Raw genomic sequence first — 19,029 nt, 5'->3', positions numbered from 1 at the left:
GGCTTGAATCGCCACAGGTTTAACAGACACTTCAGAGTCATTGAGAAATGTGCAAACCGTCAGGTTGCCAACTTATGGAGCCTGGCTGTATTAACCGGATTGCGTCATGGCGAGTTATGCGCACTTGCATGGGAAGATATCGATTTGAAGGCCGGTTATCTGAAGGTGTGCCGCAACCTGACCAATGAAGGCCGGTTTACTCCACCGAAAACCAGAACCAGTACCAACCGCATCGTTTGTCTTATCGATAGTGCGATAGAAGTCCTTAAAGACCAGATGGAACTGACCCGCATGAACAAGCCCGTCGATATAGAAGTTCACATGCGTGAGTTCCAGAAAAAGGAGCAGGAGCAATGCACCTTTGTCTTTAATCCAGGCATCTACGCAATAAACAGTCTGGCCGGGGACTATTACGCAGTGTCCTCTTTAGGGCAGACATGGAAATCAGCGCTCAGACGTGCCGGGGTGAGGCACCGGAAGGCATATCAGTCTCGTCACACCTATGCATGCTGGTTATTGTCTGCCGGAGCCAACCCAAACTTTGTGGCAAACCAAATGGGGCATGCGAATTCCCAAATGGTTTACCAGGTATACGGGGCGTGGATGCCGGAGAATAACAACGAGCAAGTTAGTCTTCTGAACTCAAAGCTGAATGAATTTGTCCTACATATGCCCTACAGGAGAACAGCAAGCCAAGGTATTTGATATATTTCAGTAGGTTACCCCACTACACCTGCATATTCATGATTTCCTGATAAGCTGATACCAGCTTATTACGCACCTGAATGCCCATCTGCATGGAAACCGATGATTTCTGCAGATCGATCATTACGTCGTTCAGCGCGATACCCGGTTTACCCATCGTAAAGTCCTGTGCCTGCGCACGCGCGTGGTTTTGCGTTTCGCTGATCTTGTCCAGCGCCGCTTTCATCTGCGCAGAAAAATCAGCCTGCGCCACGCTGTCAGTGTTTCTGTTACTGGCCTGCAGCGAACCAAGCTGCAGCTGCTGAATCACGCTTTCTATCCCCTGGATTGCCATGTTAACCCTCGTTGTTATTGGCGGTTCGTTTAGTTTGTGCAAATAAACTTAACACAAAGTCAATAGGACAAAGGGTGTAAATGACAGCAAAAAACATGGCTTTTTGACCCATCGAAATTTGCGAATAGGAAAATAATGGCATCCATTGAAGTGGAACTTTTCTAAGCCGTATCAGGGAGTCAGTTTTGTCACCACTTAACACACAGTCCGGTCAACTGTCAGGCAGGAAATGGTCATGAATGCAACCGCAACTCAGGAAACAACAAATAAGAAAGGCTTAAATGACCTTGTTGCTCGCCTGCGCGCCAATCCGCGGATCCCGCTGATAATCGCAGCCGCCGCCGCTACTGCCATCATTGTTGCGATGGTACTGTGGGCAAAAGCACCGGCTTATAGCGTCCTTTATAATAACCTTTCAAATGAGGATGGCGGCGCAATCGTGACGCAGCTGACTCAGATGAATATCCCTTACCGCTTTGAAGATAAAGGCGGCGCCTTAATGGTGCCGGCAGAAAAGGTACATGAGCTGCGCCTGCGTCTTGCTCAGCAGGGGCTGCCAAAAGGCGGCGCCGTGGGCTTTGAACTGCTGGATAAAGAGAAGTTCGGTATCAGCCAGTTCAGCGAGCAGGTGAACTACCAGCGTGCGCTGGAAGGTGAGCTGTCACGCACCATCGAATCACTCGGTCCGGTAAAACGCGCCCGTGTACACCTGGCGATGCCGAAACCAACGCTGTTCGTTCGCGAACAGAAATCCCCTTCCGCCTCCGTCACGCTGAACCTGCAGCCGGGTCGTGCGATGGATGAAGGTCAAATCAACGCTATCGTTCATATGGTTTCCAGCAGCGTAGCCGGTCTCCCGCCGGGCAACGTCACGGTTGTCGATCAAAGTGGTCGCCTGCTGACGCGTTCCGACGCGGCCGGACGTGACCTGAACGATGCCCAGCTGAAATATGCAACCGAAGTAGAAAGCCGTTATCAGCAGCGCATTGAAGCGATCCTTGCGCCGATCGTCGGCAGCGGCAATGTGCACGCACAGGTCACCGCCCAAATCGATTTCGATACGCGTGAACAAACAGAAGAGCAATACAAACCAAATACCGATCCGGTGAATGCCGCTGTTCGCTCACGTCAGAGCAGTAGCAATGAGCAGATTGGCGGCCAGTATCCTGGCGGCGTACCGGGTGCGCTGTCTAATCAGCCTGCGCCTGCGAACAGCGCGCCGATCGAAACGCCAAAAGCAGATGCTAATGCGGCGAATCCGGCTGCGGCTAACACAACCACCACCGCTGCGCGTCCGGTGCCGTCTAATACGCATCACGATGAAACCACCAACTATGAGCTGGATCGCACCATTCGTCATACCAAGATGAATGTGGGCGGCGTGAAACGCCTGTCGGTTGCTGTAGTAGTGAACTACCGTGCCGATGATAAAGGCAAGGCGGTAGCGCTGAACGAGAAGCAGCTAAAACAGATTGAAGATCTCACGCGCGAAGCAATGGGCTTCTCCAGCGATCGTGGCGACAGCATCAACGTGGTCAACTCACAGTTTACCCAGACTGAGGATACCGTCAGCGAACTTCCGTTCTGGCAGCAGCAGTCCTTCTTCGAACAGATGATGAACGCGGGACGCTGGTTACTGGTCGCTCTGGTTGCCTTCATCCTCTACCGCAAACTGATTCGTCCGCACCTGCTGCGTAAGCAGGAACTGACCAAACAGGCGGCTGAACAAGCGGCAGCGCTGGAGCAGCAACGTAAGGAACAAGAAGCCTTCTCTGTTTCGCTCAGCACAGACGATCAGGAGCAGGAACGTAAATCTAAACATCGCGTCAGCGCCGAAGTCATGAGCCAGCGCATCCGCGATATGTCTGAAAACGATCCACGCGTTGTGGCGCTGGTGATCCGCCAATGGATGAGTAACGAACTATGAGTCTGACCGGTACTGAAAAAAGCGCCGTCCTGCTGATGACGATCGGTGAAGACCGTGCCGCTGAGGTGTTCAAGCATCTCAGCACGCGGGAAGTGCAGCACCTTAGCGCAGCCATGGCCAATATGAATCAGGTTTCTCACCAGCAGCTGGCCGAAGTGCTACGTGAGTTCGAGACGGATGCCGAGCAGTTCGCGGCGCTGAGCCTGAACTCCAACGAATATCTGCGTTCGGTTCTGATCAAAGCGCTGGGCGAAGAGCGTGCTTCGACGCTGCTGGAAGATATTCTGGAAACGCGCGAAACCACCACCGGTATGGAAACGCTCAACTTTATGGAGCCGCAGGCGGCTGCCGATTTGATCCGCGACGAACACCCGCAGATCATCGCCACCATACTGGTCCATCTCAAGCGTTCACAGGCGGCGGATATCCTGGCTCAGTTCGACGATCGTCTGCGTCACGACGTGATGCTGCGTATCGCCACCTTCGGCGGCGTGCAGCCAGCGGCGCTGGCGGAGCTGACCGAAGTGCTCAACTCGCTGCTGGATGGTCAAAACCTCAAGCGTGCGAAGATGGGCGGCGTAAGAACCGCAGCGGAAATCATCAACCTGATGAAAACGCAGCAGGAAGAAGCTGTTATGGAAGCGGTACGCGAGTTCGATGGCGAACTGGCGCAGAAAATTGTCGACGAAATGTTCCTGTTCGAAAACCTGGTGGATGTGGACGACCGCAGCATCCAGCGCCTGCTGCAGGAAGTGGAATCCGAATCGCTGCTGGTTGCACTGAAGGGCGCCGATCAGCCGCTGCGCGAGAAGTTCCTCAAGAATATGTCGCAGCGTGCTGCCGATATTCTGCGCGACGACCTCGCCAACCGTGGCCCGGTACGTATGTCGATGGTAGAAAACGAACAGAAAGCGATCCTGCTTATCGTGCGTCGTCTGGCGGAAAGCGGCGAAATGGTAATTGGCGGCGGCGAGGAAACCTATGTCTGATGCCTTTTCTTCCCGTCCGTGGCAGCGCTGGCAGCCTGACGATCTAACGCGCTTTGATCAGCCCGACGCTGAGCCGCAGGCCGAGCCCGATTTCGCCTTCGACACCAGCGAAGAAAGCGAAGACTTTTCGCCGCAGTCGCAGCTGGAGCAGATGCAGACCCAGGCACGCCTTGACGCCCATGCGCAAGGCTATGCCGAAGGCCAGCAGAAAGGCTTTAATGAAGGCAGGCAGGCGGGTTTTGATGCCGGTTTTCAGCAGGGGCTGGCGGAAGCTCAGCAGCAGCAGGCGCCGGTTCAGGCGCGCATGCAGCAGCTGGTAACCGAATTTCAGCATACGCTGGAAGCGCTGGACAGCGTCATCGCCTCACGTCTGCTGCAGCTGGCGCTGGAAGCGGCGCGGCAGGTTATCGGCCAGGCCACGGCGGTCGACGGCTCTGCCCTGCTGCGTCAGATTCAGCAGATGATCCAGCAGGAACCCATGTTCAGCGGCAAGCCGCAGCTGCGAGTTCATCCTGACGATCTGCAGCGCGTGGAACAAACGCTTGGCCCAACGCTCGATCTGCATGGCTGGCGTCTGCTGGCTGACAGCTCGCTGCATCCGGGCGGCTGCAAACTGAGCGCGGAAGATGGCGATCTGGACGCCAGCGTGGCGACACGCTGGCATGAACTGTGTCGCCTGGCGGCACCAGGAGAGCTGTAATGACGACTCGTCTTTCACGCTGGCTGGGTTCACTGGATGCGTTTGAAAAACGCATGGCAGAAGTGCCTGAGGTACGCCGCTATGGTCGCCTGACGCGCGCCACCGGTCTGGTACTGGAGGCGACCGGCCTGCAGTTGCCGCTGGGGGCGACCTGCGTTATTGAACGCCATGATGGTAAACAGGTTTCTGAAGTTGAGAGCGAAGTGGTTGGCTTCAACGGTCAGAAACTCTTTTTGATGCCGCTGGAAGAAGTGGAAGGCATTTTGCCCGGCGCGCGCGTATTCGCCCGCGTCAGTGGTGATAACGCGCAGAGCGGAAAACAGCTAATGCTGGGTCCTCAGCTGCTCGGTCGCGTGCTGGACGGCAGCGGTCGTCCGTTGGACGGCTTGCCCGCGCCGGAAACCGGCTACCGCGCCCCATTGATTACCCCACCTTTTAACCCGCTGCAGCGCACACCGATTACCGACGTGCTGGATACCGGCGTACGCGCGATCAATGCGCTGCTGACGGTAGGCCGCGGTCAGCGTATGGGCCTGTTTGCCGGTTCCGGCGTGGGTAAATCGGTGCTGCTCGGCATGATGGCGCGCTATACCAAAGCCGATGTGATTGTGGTCGGCCTGATTGGCGAGCGTGGCCGTGAAGTTAAAGATTTTATTGAAAATATTCTTGGCACCGAAGGGCGTGCGCGCTCGGTGGTGATTGCCGCTCCGGCGGATGTATCTCCGCTGCTGCGTATGCAGGGCGCGGCTTATGCCACGCGCATCGCTGAAGATTTCCGCGATCGCGGTCAGCACGTGTTGCTGATTATGGATTCATTAACGCGCTATGCCATGGCGCAGCGTGAAATTGCGCTGGCAATCGGCGAGCCGCCGGCGACCAAAGGCTATCCGCCTTCGGTTTTCGCCAAGCTGCCTGCGCTGGTGGAACGCGCCGGGAACGGCATCGACGGCGGCGGTTCGATCACTGCTTTCTATACCGTATTAACCGAAGGCGATGACCAGCAGGATCCGATCGCTGACTCCGCGCGCGCCATTCTTGACGGCCACGTGGTGCTGTCGCGGCGGCTGGCGGAGGCAGGCCACTATCCGGCTATCGATATCGAAGCCTCAATCAGTCGTGCGATGACCTCGCTGATCGATGAAGCGCACTATGCGCGCGTGCGCCAGTTTAAACAGTTGCTCTCCAGCTATCAGCGCAACCGCGATCTGATTAGCGTCGGTGCCTATGCAGCCGGGAGCGATCCGATGCTGGATAAGGCAATCAAACTGTGGCCAATGCTGGAATCCTTTTTGCAACAGGGCATCTTCGAGCAGAGCCGCTATGACGATGCCTGCCTGCATCTCCAGGCAATTTTTGGTTGATGTCGTCGGGCCACGGCCCGGCGCGAGGAATGAGGTCACCTGACGATGGCTAAACCCAACAGTGCGATGGAAACCCTGCGCGACCTGGCGCAGAAAGAGGTGGAAGACGCGGCTATCCGGCTGGGCACGATGCGTCGCGCCCAACAGCAGGCGGATGAGCAGCTGAATATGCTGCTCAACTATCAGGATGAATATCGTCATAAGCTGAACAACAACATGTCGACCGGCATCGCCAGTTCGCGCTGGACTAACTATCACCAGTTTATTCAGACGCTGGAAAAAGCCATCGAACAGCATCGTCATCAACTGACACAGTGTACGCAGAAAGTCGAGCAGGCGCTTGACGTCTGGCGCAACAAACAGCAGCGGCTGCACGCCTGGGAAACGCTTCAGGCTCGTTCGCAGGCCAATGAACTATTACAGGAAAACCGTCTCGATCAGAAACGGATGGATGAGTATGCCCAACGGGCATCTTTGAGGAAGGCTAATGATTAAGTTGCCAACATCAGTGAATACCGTCAGCGCCGATAGTGGTGTCGACCTTACCAACGGCACCGGCCTTGTCAGCGGCGATGGCGCGGCCTCCGGCCAGCTGTCGGAGGCGTTCCTGACGCTGCTCGGCAATCGTCTGCTGACGCTGGCGAAACAGGGCGATGGAAAAGCCACGCTGCCCGCTGATGCGCAAAAAGCGCTGGCAGAAAAAAAACCGGTAAGCGAACTGAGCCAACTGCTGGCTGCAGTGCAAAATCCTGAAGCAATTGATGCGCTGCTGACGCCGGAAAAGGCTAAAGAGAACCTTAAACTCGCCGATGATAAAGAGGAGCTGAAACGAGACAGTTTAAGCGCTGCCGATCAGCAATCTTTACAGGCGCTGTTTGCCATGCTGCCGCAAACGCCGCTGGTACAGCAGGCCGCAAAAAGTAATGACGTGAAACTGGAAGGTAGTGGCCTCGGCGCACTCAATAGCCAAAGCGGCAACCTGAAAGCGGCGCTGCTCGCGCAACAGCCTGTTACCACGGATGCTGATGCGGAGAAAACCAGCCTGAGCAGCGGTATGCCGTTGGCTGCTGCTGCGACGACCGCTGCCGGTAGCGAGGAGGAATCTCCGCTTTCCAGCTTCCAGAATCTGATGAATGAAACGCGTCAGAATGAAGGCACAGAGAATAAAGAAAATCTGCCGACGCATACGCTAAGCGCGCTGTCAGCAGCAATGAATAGCGCAACCGCCGCAACCGCCGCCCCTGCTGCTTCGGCAACGGCCATGACGCCGGTAACCTCGCAGATTAATGCGCAGCTGGGCAGTCCGGAGTGGCAACAGGCGGTAAGCCAGCAGGTGCTGATGTTCAGTCGCAACGGGCAACAGAACGCCGAGCTGCGTCTGCATCCGGACGATTTGGGTGCGATCCAGATCAGCCTGAAGCTGGATAACGATCAGGCGCAGTTGAGTATGGTGTCAAACCATAGTCATGTACGCGCTGCGCTGGAAGCCGCCCTGCCTCATCTGCGCACCGCGCTGGCAGAAAGCGGTATCAACCTGACGCAAAGCAATGTCAGCAGCGACGCTTTCCCGCAGAGCCAGAGTTTCGGCAGCCAGCAGGAACCGCGTCGCGACCAGCCTCAAGGCGCATTTCCGCTGGCATCAGGTAGCGAAGATGACGTAACGCCGCTGGCGGTCCCCGCCGCATTACAGGCGCGGGCGGCGGGCAGTAGCGCAGTAGATACATTCGCCTGACGGCGACAAACGCCAAAGGTAAAAGCAAAAGGCGCGTCTTTTCCCCCCATTGATCGGCGAGAGACGCGCGATAATCACTTCCGGCTAGCCACTATGGCCTGCCCCAGATAATTCACAGGGTATATCTGCAAAATGTCTGATAACGCGAAAGCTAAAGGCCGCAAACGTTCCATCCTGATTCCGGTGTTACTGGTTGTAACGCTGGCCGCTTGCAGCGTGGCAGGCTATGTAGTGTGGCGAACAATGAATAAAACCGACGGACATCAGGCTGCCGCGAAAGTGGAACCGCCTGCCGCCCCGGTCTTTTATGCTCTTGATACATTTACGGTTAACCTGGTCAATGCGGATAACGATCCCGATCGCGTGCTGTACGTAGGCTTTACCCTGCGTCTGCCGAATGAGGAAACGCGTCTTCGCATGAACGACTATCTGCCTGAGGTTCGTAGCCGGTTGCTGCTGCTGCTCTCACGCCAGGATTCATTGAAGCTGGCATCGGAACAGGGTAAGCAAGAACTGGTAGAACAGATCAAGCAGTCGCTGGCACCGCCGCTGGTTAAAGGTCAACCTCCGCAGGTCGTAAACGATGTACTGTTTACCGCCTTCATATTGAGGTGAGTTAATGGGCGATAGCATTCTTTCACAGGCTGAGATTGACGCGCTTCTCAATGGCGACAGTGAAAGCGCGGAAGATGATAAGAATAAGAGTATCGGCGATGACAATATTCGCCCGTACGATCCTAATACCCAGCGTCGCGTGGTGCGCGAGCGCATGCAGGCGCTGGAGATTATCAACGAGCGTTTTGCGCGTCAGTTCCGTATGGGACTGTTTAACCTGTTGCGTCGTAGTCCGGATATCAGCGTTGGGGCGATTAAAATTCAGCCGTACCATGAATTTGCCCGTAACCTGCCGGTGCCGACCAACCTGAACTTGATCCACCTGAAGCCGCTGCGCGGCACAGCGCTGTTCGTTTTCTCGCCCAGCCTGGTATTCATTGCGGTGGATAACCTTTTTGGTGGCGATGGGCGCTTCCCGACTAAAGTTGAAGGACGCGAATTTACCCATACGGAACAGCGTGTGATCCGCCGCATGCTGAAGCTGGCGCTGGAAGGCTACAGTGATGCATGGAAAGCGATCTATCCGCTGGATGTTGAATATGTACGTTCGGAGATGCAGGTAAAATTTACCAACATCACCACGTCGCCGAACGACATTGTTGTTACCACGCCGTTTCAGGTGGAGATCGGCAACCTGGTAGGGGAATTTAATATCTGTATCCCCTTCAGCATGATCGAGCCGCTGCGTGAATTGCTGGTTAACCCGCCGCTGGAAAACTCGCGGCAGGAAGACAGAAACTGGCGCGATACGCTGGTGAAGCAGGTACAACATTCCGAGCTGGAGCTGATTGCAAATTTTGCCGACGTCTCTCTGCGTTTGTCGCGCATCCTGCAGCTGAAGCCCGGCGATGTACTACCGATTGAGAAACCGGATCGCATTATCGCGCATGTTGATGGCGTGCCGGTGCTAACCAGCCAGTATGGCACCCTGAATGGACAATACGCGCTGCGTGTAGAACACTTGATTAATCCGATATTGAATTCGCTGAATGAGGAACAGCCCGATGAGTGACAGCAAAAACACGTCCGATGACAGCATTTCTGCGGACGATCTGTGGGCAGAGGCAATGAGTGAACAAGCCTCGACCGACAGCGCGTCGTCATCCACCGAGAGCGTGTTCAAATCACTGGACAGCAAAGATGTCGGCGGTTCGCTGCAGGATATCGATCTGATCATGGATATTCCGGTCAAACTTACCGTTGAACTGGGCCGCACCAAAATGACGATCAAAGAACTGCTGCGCCTGGCGCAGGGTTCAGTGGTCGCGCTGGAAGGTCTTGCCGGTGAGCCGCTGGATATTCTGATTAACGGTTACCTGATTGCACAGGGTGAAGTTGTGGTCGTGAACGATAAGTATGGCGTCCGTATCACTGACATTATCACCCCGTCTGAACGCATGCGCCGTTTGAGCCGCTAATAATGAGCAACAGCACCCAGCAGGCAACGACTCAGCAAGCACCACAGCCCGCCTTTTCGACCGGCTCGGCATTAACGCAGGTCAGCAGCGTACTGGCAGGGATCGTCTTACTGATCCTCGCCTTCGCCTGGCTGGCCCGGCGTCTTGGCTTTACGCCGAAACGCCTTGGCGGCCCGCAGGCGCTGAAAATCAGCGCCAGTGTACAGGTTGGCCAGCGCGAGCGCGTGGTGATTGTCGAAGTAGAAGATGCCCGCCTGGTGCTGGGCGTGACGGCGCAGCAGATTACTCATCTGCATACGCTACCGCCTAAAGATCCCGAACAACAGGATGCGCCGCCCGCCCAGGCGGCACCTGACTTCCGTCAGATTTTACAGACGTTAGTGAAACGTCCCGGAAAACCACAATGATTCGTCGTCTGCTTCCCCTCCTGCCGCTGCTGTTGTTAACGCCGGAGGTGCATGCTCAATTGCCTGGTCTGGTTACTCAGCCGCTGCCGAATGGCGGTCAGAGCTGGTCTTTGCCAGTGCAGACGCTGGTTTTTATTACCTCGCTGACTTTTTTGCCAGCCATTTTGCTGATGATGACCAGCTTTACGCGCATCATTATCGTGTTCGGCCTGCTGCGTAACGCGCTGGGTACGCCTTCTGCGCCACCGAATCAGGTGCTACTGGGCCTGTCGCTGTTCCTGACCTTTTTTATCATGGCGCCGGTGTTCGATAAGATTTATCAGGATGCCTACCTGCCGTTCAGTCAGAACAAAATCTCGATGGAAGTAGCGATAGACAAAGGCGCACAGCCGCTGCGTGAGTTTATGCTGCGTCAGACGCGTGAAGCGGATCTCGCACTGTTTGCCCGTCTGGCAAACACCGCGCCGATCGTCGGGCCAGAAGCGGTGCCAATGCGTATTCTGCTGCCAGCTTATGTTACCAGCGAGCTAAAAACCGCCTTCCAGATTGGCTTTACGGTGTTTATTCCTTTTTTGATTATCGATTTGGTCATTGCCAGCGTATTAATGGCGCTGGGGATGATGATGGTACCGCCGGCAACGATTGCCCTGCCATTTAAGCTGATGTTATTTGTGTTGGTTGACGGCTGGCAGTTGCTGGTTGGGTCGCTGGCGCAGAGCTTTTATTCCTGATACCCGGAGCAATCATGTCCCCAGAATCGGTAATGGTCCTTGGCCACGACGCAATGAAAATCGCCCTGATGGTGGCGGCCCCGCTGCTGCTGGCTGCCCTGATCAGCGGTCTGATTATTAGCCTGTTGCAGGCGGCGACCCAGGTCAACGAGCAGACGCTCTCTTTTATCCCCAAAATTTTATCCGTAGCCGCTACCGTAGTAGTGGCGGGCCCGTGGATGCTAAACCTGTTGTTGGACTATATCCGCACGCTGTTCAGCAACCTGCCCTATATGATCGGCTAACCGACCCGCTCTTCTCCGCCCGACCTTTAAGAGATCACACCTATGTTAACGCTGGACAGCAACCAACTGATGCTCTGGGTCGGCCAGTTTTTCTGGCCGCTGGTGCGTTTGCTGGCCCTGTTCAGTACGGCGCCCATTTTCAGTGAACGCGCCGTGAGTAAAAAGGTCAAAATTGGTCTGGCGGTCATGATTACCTGGATTCTGGCACCGCAGTTGCCGCCAACTAATGTAACGCTGTTTTCGGTAGACGGTTTTTGGCTATTAATTCAGCAAATTTTGATTGGCATCGCTTTGGGTTTCACCATGCAGTTCGCTTTTGCCGCAGTTCGCATGGCGGGTGAACTCATCGGATTACAGATGGGGCTCTCATTCGCCACCTTCTTTGATCCGGGCAGTCGACTGAATATGCCAGTGCTGGCACGTTTCCTGGATATGCTGGCAATGCTGCTGTTTCTCACCTTCAACGGGCATCTGTGGTTAATCTCGCTGTTAGCGGACAGTTTTCATACATTGCCGATTGGTGGAGATCCACTTAATGCCAATGCATTCCTGGCGCTTGCTAAAGCGGGCGGGTTAATCTTTCTCAACGGTATGCGACTGGCACTACCGCTTATCATTCTGTTGCTCACGATTAACCTGGCCCTGGGTTTGTTAAATCGTGTTGCACCTCAGCTATCCGTTTTCGCTATTGGCTTTCCTATAACCTTATCGATCGGAATTTTAACAATTGGCATACTTATGCCGCTCCTCGCCCCCTTTTGTGAGCATCTGTTTAGTGAAGTGTTTGATTTACTTTCTGACATACTTTCTGAAATGCCGCAAAACTAATCTCCAACAACTCTTAAGTTGACGCTTATGAATACTTAAGCACACACAATGTTTCTGCGTACTTTTCGAACCATTTTTACCAGAATTTCACTAAGGAAAATCTGATAAATACTTTAAAGCGATGAAAATTATTCGCATTAAATTACGCATCGCGTATTTTAAAACGGACTTCGCAACGGGTTTTATGTCAGGTCAGCCTTGGGCGGAATACGCAAATGGATGTTTTCGAAAGGAAAAATTTTTCTGCGTTTTTTTCTTGTCTAAAATGGATTTTTACGGCATTGTCTCGGCTCCCGAGTTTGCTACACATTCGCGAAACAAATCATTTTAAGATTTGTCCTATCAGGATTATCTTAGTTGTGCGCGATAGTGTAAGCGTTCTCAAAAGTTGCATCAGACGCCAACCGGGGCAGTTTGTCATTTTGACAAGATGCTGTTTGCGTTCTGCTGCGCTTAGAGGCAGTCATTTATGCTGCCCTGCGCAAAATCTGCTGTAGATACAAGGACGAAAGATGACCTCGGCACTGCTCCGTTTCGGATTCAGCACAGCTGAGTAAAATTACAAGATTGTTAATAGAAATCTTTCCCGTACCGCAAACGCGTATTCATCGTTGATTTAACGGATAACAAATTGGTGAGGGTCGCTATCATGCCAACGATTATTATGGATTCATGCAGCTACACACGTCTGGGATTAATGGATTACATGGCTACAAAAGGGATTAAAAAGAAAAATATCTCATCCGTTAACGATATTGAGCAGCTACAAATTAAATGCCAACAGCTAAAACCTGGCGTTGTCTTTATTAACGAGGAATGCTTCATTCATGAAGCCGATTCTAGCGAGCGTATTCGCAATATTATTCTGCAGCATCCTGATACGTTGTTTTTAATCTTTATGGCGATTGCCAATATCCATTTTGAGGAATACCTCTACGTTCGTAAGAACCTGATTATTACATCAAAATCGGTAAAGTCCGCCACGCTGGATAAGTTATTAAGCAGCTATTTACAGAAAAAGGTTAGCGCCAACACGCGCGCCTCTGCTGGCATTGATGCGAATCCATTGACGCTCAGCCAGACCGAATCAAATATGCTTAAAATGTGGATGTCCGGGCACGATACCATTCAAATCTCTGACAAGATGCAAATTAAAGCCAAGACGGTTTCATCCCACAAAGGTAACATTAAGCGTAAAATCAAAACGCATAATAAACAGGTTATTTATCATGTAGTGCGTCTGACGGACAACGTGACGTCCGGTATCTATGTGAATGTAAGATAAGCATGATGGCCGGCTTTTGCCGGCCATCATGCTTTTGCATTTTGCGACACGCCTCTCATTTATCCCGCTAAGCCTTTTGCCCGGGTTGCCGATGCTTATGACAGCTTCGACATCGCCAACCTTACCTACAGAGAGCAAAAGGATATGAAGAACACCTCCCCTGATGAGGCCCAAGAACGGGTCAGCTTTTGGCAACATCTACGTTTGGTTCCCCTGTTTACAGCAATTTTTAGCGGTATTTTACTGCTGTTTGCCCTGTGCATTGCGCTTTCCGGCTGGTTTTTGCTGCAAAGCAATCGTTCGCTGGACGAAGCAACACAGGAAATTCAGGTTCGTATGGCTTTATCTAACAGCTCTAACCATCTCCGTACTGCCAGGCTGCTGGTGATTCACGCGGGCGCTGCGGCGCGTATTGGGGAAATGGATGAATTCCGATCTATTCTGACGGCGGTAGAAAAACGTCTTACTCAGGCACAGCAAAACTTTGATACCTATCTGGCCCGCCCGCTCAAAAGCGAAGCCGACAGCGCGCTTGATGCGCCGCTAAAAACGGAATTTAACGCCTACCTTAATAAGGGGCTACTCCCGATGGTGAATTCAGCCAAACAGGGAAGCTTTGAAGGCGTGATAGCTCAGGAAACCGACGTAACCCGCAAGCTCGACGATCAATATAATCAGGTATTACTCAAAGCTATCAATATTCGTACCGCGCGCGCCGAGGCGATTAATCAGCAGGCAGATACGCAATCACACCTTGGCTTTGTGATTATGGGCGTGGCGTTTGCCGCAGCGCTGGTGCTGACGCTGATGACCTTTATCTTTTTGCGCCGCATAGTAATTAACCCGCTACAGCAGGCGGGTGAGCGTATCGCACGCATCGCCGCAGGCGATCTTACTGCCCCGGCCCGCAGTTGGGGCCGCAGCGAAATCGGCATGCTGGGCGCGAACCTCCAGGCGATGCAGCAGGCGCTGGTGCAAACCGTGGGTGTGGTACGTGAAGGTGCCGTAGCCATTTATCAGGGTTCCGGGGAGATCTCTGCGGGTAATACCGATCTCTCCTCGCGTACCGAACAACAGGCTTCAGCTCTGGAACAGACGGCAGCCAGCATGGAACAGCTAACGGCCACGGTAAAACAGAACGCCGATAACGCCCATCATGCCAGTCAGCTCGCTGCCGATGCCTCCGGCAAAGCGCGCGAAGGTGGTGATATTGTCAGCGGCGTAATCAATACCATGAACAATATCTCCGGCAGCTCGAAGAAAATTGCTGAAATCACCAATGTTATTAACAGTATCGCTTTCCAGACTAATATTCTGGCGCTGAATGCGGCGGTTGAGGCGGCACGGGCCGGTGAGCAGGGGCGTGGATTTGCGGTGGTTGCCAGCGAAGTGCGTAATCTTGCGCAGCGCAGCGCGCAGGCCGCTAAAGAGATTGATGGCCTGATCGCCGAATCGGTGCAATTGATTGGTCAGGGCTCTACGCAGGTCAGCCATGCTGGCTCTACCATGACCGATATCGTGGAAGCGGTACGTCGCGTTACCGATATTATGGCGGAAATTGCCGCCGCGTCCGATGAGCAGAGTCGCGGTATCCAGCAAGTTAGCCAGGCCGTTACCGAGATGGATAATGTTACCCAGCAGAACGCCGCACTGGTCGAAGAGGCTTCTTCGGCTGCTGTTTCGCTGGAAGAACAGGCCGCTCGTCTGACAAAAGCCGTCGCCACCTTCCGTCTGTCACAGCAGGAAAGCAGCGCTCCGGTTAGCGTTACGCCGGCTGCGCCAACCGCCGTCAAGCTGCGTCCGGCAGTGGCTGTGGCCTCTGACGATAACTGGGAAAAGTTTTAATCGCAGCGGCGGTACTTAAGAGGGTCGCCTAAACGTAAAAAACCCACCTCTGCAGGTGGGTTTTTATCTATTCACTGTCCGCCAGAGGCTCAACGAACACGCCTTCGTCATGGTCAGTTTCATTAAAAAACCAGATACCCAGCGGATAATCTTCCAGCGCCACCAGATACATGGTGCCCTCATTAAAATCCTCCGCTGCCAGAATGGTGCCTGGACGACGCGGGCCGCCATCGGTTTTTACCGTGACGCGATCGTTTACCTTCATCTTCATGCTCTCTTGCCTGGGCTTTTACATTAATAGCGGAGCATAAACGGCGAATTAACGACGTGCAATGACCCAGACCGCATGAATAATACCCGGAATATAACCCAACAGCGTCAGTATGATGTTTAGCCAGAACGCGCCGCCAAAACCTACCTGTAAAAATACGCCCAGCGGCGGTAACAAAATAGCAATAATAATGCGCAATAAGTCCATAACGTCTCCTGTTTTCTTCATTTTTCCCGCGGTTAAGTGTAGCAGGATTGTTATTTGTTGCCTGTAAGGCTGCGTAAATGCACGCAACAGAAAATAACCCCTCAAAATTTTCGCTTTCTTAACGTTTCACCGCGAGACTTCTGACAGAGGTTCTATCTACACTGTTTTTACTGCACCAACCCCATAGGCGCAGTCAACCTAAAAGTAACAAGGATTTTGCCCGCGCAGCGCGGGCTTTTTTTTAAGTTATTTCCTGGTTATACCAACCTGCGAGCGTTCTCTCATTTCCTGCCTGCTCTTTGCCTATACTTATCTGGCCATATGTTTGCCGGAGACCACCATGAACAACCATGAACCGCGTAGCGTCAGGGGAATGACTTACCCCGCATCCTCTTCCGTGCAGGAGAGTGGCTGGCTTTGCGATAAAATGGATATCCACAGCGAATGGGATCTGGCGCAACAGCAAAATATGTCTGCAGGTTATGGCTTTGGCCCACAGATCTTGCAATCGTTTGAATTTGATATTCATGACTGCTCGGTTAGCGAAGTTAATCGTTAAGCGGCAAAAAAAATCCCGACCTCTATGAGGCCGGGATGACAGAACCGTCAATGAAATTCGTTACACCAGGTAATTCCTTAACGGCTACAGATTACGATATTTTTTCCTTAAGACAAATCTTATTTAGCCGTTAAAGGGGGTGTCAGTGGTTTATTGTCGACAAGTTAGCGCTTAGATATCGCCAGCTTATCTCTGTTTTACTCCCTTTTTTGCTACAGTCGGATGTGCCACAATTCCTTTTTTTTACAGAATTATCCGAGCAGAGAGTTCACCCGCCTTTTACGCTAATCACCCATCATAATTAACATCTGTCGTTATACTTAGGCATCAGCATTTATCGGAGCTGGCCTCCGTTATCATGAGGATTTAAGCATGCCGCATCTGCACGACCCGTTAATGATCATCACTGACCTGGATGGTTCTCTGTTAGATCATCACACCTACAGCTGGGAGCCAGCAGAACGTTGGCTAACTCTGCTAAAACAGCAGCATATTCCGCTGGTGATATGTACCAGTAAAACGGCTGCAGAGGTTATTCCGCTACAGCAAGAACTGGGTTTTCCCGGTGCGCCTTTTATTGCTGAAAACGGCGCGCTGGTACAGATCGATAATGCGCAGGGCGAAATGGTGCGCCATCACGCTGGTAAAAACTATGACGAAATCTGTGAGTGTCTGCGTCGTCTGCAACAGCAGCACCAGTTTCGTTTCACCGGCTTTAGTGAATTTACCGAAAAAGAGCTGGTAAATATTACCGGCTTGTCCGTGGCAAACGTCGCTCTGGCGCGCATGCGTGAGGCATCGGAAGCGCTGGTGTGGCGCGATACGGATGAACAGTTTGCGCTTTTTCGGCAGCAGCTGGAGCAGGAGTCGCTGATGCTGGTTCAGGGGGGACGTTTCTGGCATGTGATGCCAAAAGGCAGCGGCAAGGGCGAAGCGCTGCGCTGGCTGCTGCAAAATATGACCACGGCGGGCGGTAAACGCTTTATTACCGTCGGCCTTGGCGACGGCCCTAACGATGCGCCAATGCTGGACAGCGTTGACTATGCGGTCGTGATCAAAGGTTATAGCAAATTTCCGGTTGAACTAACGCGCCAGGATGAGCGTCACGTCTACCAAACCACGGAATATGGCCCGACTGGCTGGAGTGAAGGTCTGGACTATTTTATCGCGCAGGAATAACCCAATCGTGGCATTTTCGCCTGATTGCTTTATGGGGACTCGATATGAGTGATTTTTTCCAGAATGGCGTTATTACAAATTTTCATAATCTGACCGGTCGCTCTACTGAGTCACTGGAAAAAGAGATGGTGCAGTTTGCGCGTAAACGCAAAATGGGCTTGATTTTACCCTCCCTGTTTTCTGAACTGGAAGGACCGGCCCTTAACCATATTGTTGATGAACTGGCGAAGGTGCCCTATCTGGAGGAGATTGTTATTGGGCTTGATCGCGCCGATCGCGATCAGTTTCTGTTTGCGCGTGAATTTTTTTCCCGCCTGCCCCAGCGCCACCGTATTTTATGGAACGACGGCCCGCGTCTGAAAGCGCTGGATGCCGAGCTGGACAAAGAGGGATTGTCTCCCACCGAGCCGGGTAAAGGACGCAACGTCTGGTTCTGTACCGGCTATACGCTCGCCTCCGATCGCAGCAGCTGCGTAGCGCTGCATGATTGCGATATTGTGACCTATGAGCGCGGCATGCTGGCTCGTTTGCTCTATCCGCTGGCTAATCCGGCGTTTCAGTATGAGTTCTGCAAAGGCTTTTACGCGCGCGTGGCCAACAATAAGCTGAACGGGCGCGTGGGCCGGCTGCTGGTAGGACCGCTGCTGCGCTCGTTGCAGCAGGTTTATGGTCATTCTGAGTATCTGGAATATCTCAGCAGCTTCCGTTATCCGCTCTCCGGCGAATTCGCGATGCGTACCCATGTACTGAATAATATAAAAATTCCCGGCGACTGGGGGCTGGAGATAGGGGTGCTGTCAGAGATCTATCGTAACTATACCACCCGCCAAAGCTGTCAGGCGGAAATCGCACATAATTACGATCACAAGCATCAGCCGCTTTCAGAAGAAGATGGCACCGGCGGCCTGCGTCGTATGAGCAATGATATTGTGCAGTCGCTGCTGCGCAAGCTGGCCACAATGGGCGTAAGCCTGACCAGCGACTCTTTCCGGGTGCTGAAAGCAACCTACTATCGTAATGCGCTGGACATGATGGAAATCTACAGCCATGAAGCGACCATGAACGGATTGCATTTCGATCAGCACAGCGAAGAGGCAGCGGTGGAGATGTTTACTCAGGCGATTCTGGAGGCAGGTCAGGCCTTTATGGAGCGCCCTAACGATAAGCCTTTTATTCCCAGCTGGAGCCGTGTGCAGTCTGCCTTCCCTGATATTTTGCAGCGTATTTATCAGGCGGTCGAAGAAGATAACGAAGGTCACGTTTAACCTCAGCAGCAGAAGCGGTATAAACCGCCCTGCTCTGCCCGTTGACGCCTGCTATCGCATAGCAGGCGCTTACTCTTTAGGCGTTTCTGACGGCGGTCGGCTCTCCAGGTGCCGCAATTTTTTCCAGGCCTGACGCACGCCTTGTTGCGCCAGTTGGCTGACATAGCGTTCAAAAATTTCAGTACGTCGCCGCTGCTCGTTACGGTTGTCACGCCAGATCATGATGCCACGCAACATAGTAAAAACGATGCCAACCAGATAGCCCCATTCCTGAAGCGTTAGCTTACTGATAGAGCCTTTAACCACGCCCAACAGCAACAAGATGCCATTCATTATCAAATCCATTCCTCTTCTCCCGACGATAAAGGATAGTGAGATAATGAACCA

General features: G+C 53.2%; 23 protein-coding genes. 19 read left to right on the top strand and 4 right to left on the bottom strand.

The window, feature by feature from the left end:
• Positions 1-3: 3 nt before the first annotated feature.
• On the top strand, positions 4-705 hold the full coding sequence (locus ACQE3Z_RS03365; protein ID WP_426972147.1) for a site-specific integrase: 702 nt from the start codon (positions 4-6) through the stop codon (positions 703-705).
• A 22-nt stretch (positions 706-727) separates the two neighbouring features.
• Here ACQE3Z_RS03365 and fliE read toward each other — a convergent pair whose 3' ends face one another.
• Positions 728-1,039 carry a flagellar hook-basal body complex protein FliE gene (fliE, locus tag ACQE3Z_RS03360; protein ID WP_085071304.1) on the bottom strand — a complete coding sequence of 104 codons (312 nt, stop codon included), beginning with the start codon at positions 1,037-1,039 and terminating at the stop codon, positions 728-730.
• Between the two features lie 235 nt (positions 1,040-1,274).
• Here fliE and fliF point away from each other — a divergent pair, with 235 nt between their 5' ends.
• The 15 genes from fliF to ACQE3Z_RS03285 all read left to right on the top strand — a co-directional run bounded on the left by fliF (position 1,275) and on the right by ACQE3Z_RS03285 (position 15,161).
• The gene (gene fliF, locus ACQE3Z_RS03355; protein WP_426972145.1) at positions 1,275-2,966 is read left to right on the top strand and encodes a flagellar basal-body MS-ring/collar protein FliF; all 1,692 of its coding nucleotides are present in this window, start codon (positions 1,275-1,277) and stop codon (positions 2,964-2,966) included.
• The gene (fliG, locus tag ACQE3Z_RS03350; protein WP_426972144.1) at positions 2,963-3,955 is read left to right on the top strand and encodes a flagellar motor switch protein FliG; all 993 of its coding nucleotides are present in this window, start codon (positions 2,963-2,965) and stop codon (positions 3,953-3,955) included. Before fliF ends, fliG begins: the two co-directional genes overlap by 4 nt.
• Positions 3,948-4,655 carry a flagellar assembly protein FliH gene (fliH, locus tag ACQE3Z_RS03345; protein ID WP_426972143.1) on the top strand — a complete coding sequence of 236 codons (708 nt, stop codon included), beginning with the start codon at positions 3,948-3,950 and terminating at the stop codon, positions 4,653-4,655. The genes fliG and fliH overlap by 8 nt, the downstream gene beginning before the upstream one ends.
• Positions 4,655-6,016: a flagellar protein export ATPase FliI gene (gene fliI / locus ACQE3Z_RS03340; protein ID WP_426972141.1), complete on the top strand. Its 1,362-nt coding sequence runs from the start codon at positions 4,655-4,657 to the stop codon at positions 6,014-6,016. Before fliH ends, fliI begins: the two co-directional genes overlap by 1 nt.
• A 45-nt stretch (positions 6,017-6,061) precedes the next feature.
• Positions 6,062-6,511, top strand: a complete 450-nt coding sequence (gene fliJ, locus ACQE3Z_RS03335) for a flagellar export protein FliJ (RefSeq protein WP_085071299.1) — start codon at positions 6,062-6,064, stop codon at positions 6,509-6,511.
• Entirely contained in the window at positions 6,504-7,748 is a 1,245-nt protein-coding gene (locus ACQE3Z_RS03330; RefSeq protein ID WP_426972139.1) for a flagellar hook-length control protein FliK, read from the top strand. The genes fliJ and ACQE3Z_RS03330 overlap by 8 nt, the downstream gene beginning before the upstream one ends.
• 132 nt (positions 7,749-7,880) lie before the next feature.
• Positions 7,881-8,363 (top strand): flagellar basal body-associated protein FliL, encoded by a 483-nt coding sequence (fliL, locus tag ACQE3Z_RS03325; protein ID WP_426972138.1) that lies wholly within the window; start codon positions 7,881-7,883, stop codon positions 8,361-8,363.
• Positions 8,364-8,367: 4 nt separating this feature from the next.
• Complete coding sequence (fliM, locus tag ACQE3Z_RS03320) at positions 8,368-9,375, top strand: flagellar motor switch protein FliM (protein ID WP_085071296.1); 1,008 nt, start codon at positions 8,368-8,370, stop codon at positions 9,373-9,375.
• The gene (fliN, locus tag ACQE3Z_RS03315) at positions 9,368-9,781 is read left to right on the top strand and encodes a flagellar motor switch protein FliN (RefSeq protein ID WP_085071295.1); all 414 of its coding nucleotides are present in this window, start codon (positions 9,368-9,370) and stop codon (positions 9,779-9,781) included. Before fliM ends, fliN begins: the two co-directional genes overlap by 8 nt.
• Positions 9,782-9,783: 2 nt before the next feature.
• Positions 9,784-10,188 carry a flagellar biosynthetic protein FliO gene (gene fliO / locus ACQE3Z_RS03310; RefSeq protein ID WP_250650225.1) on the top strand — a complete coding sequence of 135 codons (405 nt, stop codon included), beginning with the start codon at positions 9,784-9,786 and terminating at the stop codon, positions 10,186-10,188.
• A complete protein-coding gene (gene fliP / locus ACQE3Z_RS03305; RefSeq protein ID WP_250652739.1) occupies positions 10,188-10,919 on the top strand; it encodes a flagellar type III secretion system pore protein FliP in 732 nt (243 codons plus the stop codon). The genes fliO and fliP overlap by 1 nt, the downstream gene beginning before the upstream one ends.
• Positions 10,920-10,933: 14 nt before the next feature.
• The gene (gene fliQ, locus ACQE3Z_RS03300) at positions 10,934-11,203 is read left to right on the top strand and encodes a flagellar biosynthesis protein FliQ (RefSeq protein ID WP_085071293.1); all 270 of its coding nucleotides are present in this window, start codon (positions 10,934-10,936) and stop codon (positions 11,201-11,203) included.
• A 42-nt stretch (positions 11,204-11,245) separates the two neighbouring features.
• On the top strand, positions 11,246-12,031 hold the full coding sequence (gene fliR / locus ACQE3Z_RS03295; protein WP_426972136.1) for a flagellar biosynthetic protein FliR: 786 nt from the start codon (positions 11,246-11,248) through the stop codon (positions 12,029-12,031).
• A 649-nt stretch (positions 12,032-12,680) separates the two neighbouring features.
• Complete coding sequence (gene rcsA, locus ACQE3Z_RS03290; RefSeq protein ID WP_085071290.1) at positions 12,681-13,316, top strand: transcriptional regulator RcsA; 636 nt, start codon at positions 12,681-12,683, stop codon at positions 13,314-13,316.
• A 144-nt stretch (positions 13,317-13,460) separates the two neighbouring features.
• Positions 13,461-15,161: a methyl-accepting chemotaxis protein gene (locus ACQE3Z_RS03285; RefSeq protein WP_426972134.1), complete on the top strand. Its 1,701-nt coding sequence runs from the start codon at positions 13,461-13,463 to the stop codon at positions 15,159-15,161.
• A 67-nt stretch (positions 15,162-15,228) separates the two neighbouring features.
• Here ACQE3Z_RS03285 and dsrB read toward each other — a convergent pair whose 3' ends face one another.
• Together dsrB and ACQE3Z_RS03275 are read right to left on the bottom strand one after the other, a co-directional pair.
• Complete coding sequence (gene dsrB / locus ACQE3Z_RS03280) at positions 15,229-15,426, bottom strand: protein DsrB (RefSeq protein ID WP_085071288.1); 198 nt, start codon at positions 15,424-15,426, stop codon at positions 15,229-15,231.
• 54 nt (positions 15,427-15,480) lie between these two features.
• The gene (locus ACQE3Z_RS03275) at positions 15,481-15,639 is read right to left on the bottom strand and encodes a YqaE/Pmp3 family membrane protein (protein WP_085071287.1); all 159 of its coding nucleotides are present in this window, start codon (positions 15,637-15,639) and stop codon (positions 15,481-15,483) included.
• A gap of 340 nt (positions 15,640-15,979) precedes the next feature.
• On the opposite strand from ACQE3Z_RS03275, the gene ACQE3Z_RS03270 reads away from it, so the two are divergent.
• The 3 genes from ACQE3Z_RS03270 to ACQE3Z_RS03260 all read left to right on the top strand — a co-directional run bounded on the left by ACQE3Z_RS03270 (position 15,980) and on the right by ACQE3Z_RS03260 (position 18,642).
• On the top strand, positions 15,980-16,198 hold the full coding sequence (locus ACQE3Z_RS03270) for a hypothetical protein (RefSeq protein WP_426972132.1): 219 nt from the start codon (positions 15,980-15,982) through the stop codon (positions 16,196-16,198).
• Positions 16,199-16,570: 372 nt separating this feature from the next.
• Complete coding sequence (locus ACQE3Z_RS03265; RefSeq protein WP_085071285.1) at positions 16,571-17,377, top strand: mannosyl-3-phosphoglycerate phosphatase-related protein; 807 nt, start codon at positions 16,571-16,573, stop codon at positions 17,375-17,377.
• Positions 17,378-17,421: 44 nt separating this feature from the next.
• Positions 17,422-18,642, top strand: a complete 1,221-nt coding sequence (locus tag ACQE3Z_RS03260; protein ID WP_085071284.1) for a glycosyl transferase — start codon at positions 17,422-17,424, stop codon at positions 18,640-18,642.
• A gap of 69 nt (positions 18,643-18,711) precedes the next feature.
• On the opposite strand, the gene ACQE3Z_RS03255 is transcribed toward ACQE3Z_RS03260, so the two are convergent.
• A complete protein-coding gene (locus tag ACQE3Z_RS03255) occupies positions 18,712-18,987 on the bottom strand; it encodes a hypothetical protein (RefSeq protein WP_250650228.1) in 276 nt (91 codons plus the stop codon).
• Positions 18,988-19,029: the final 42 nt, after the last annotated feature.

This window comes from Pantoea sp. FN0307, from assembly GCF_050113815.1.
Classification (GTDB): domain Bacteria; phylum Pseudomonadota; class Gammaproteobacteria; order Enterobacterales; family Enterobacteriaceae; genus Mixta; species Mixta alhagi.
The sequence above is the reverse complement of the archived record's forward strand: the minus strand, read 5'-3'. Positions and strand labels throughout refer to the sequence as shown.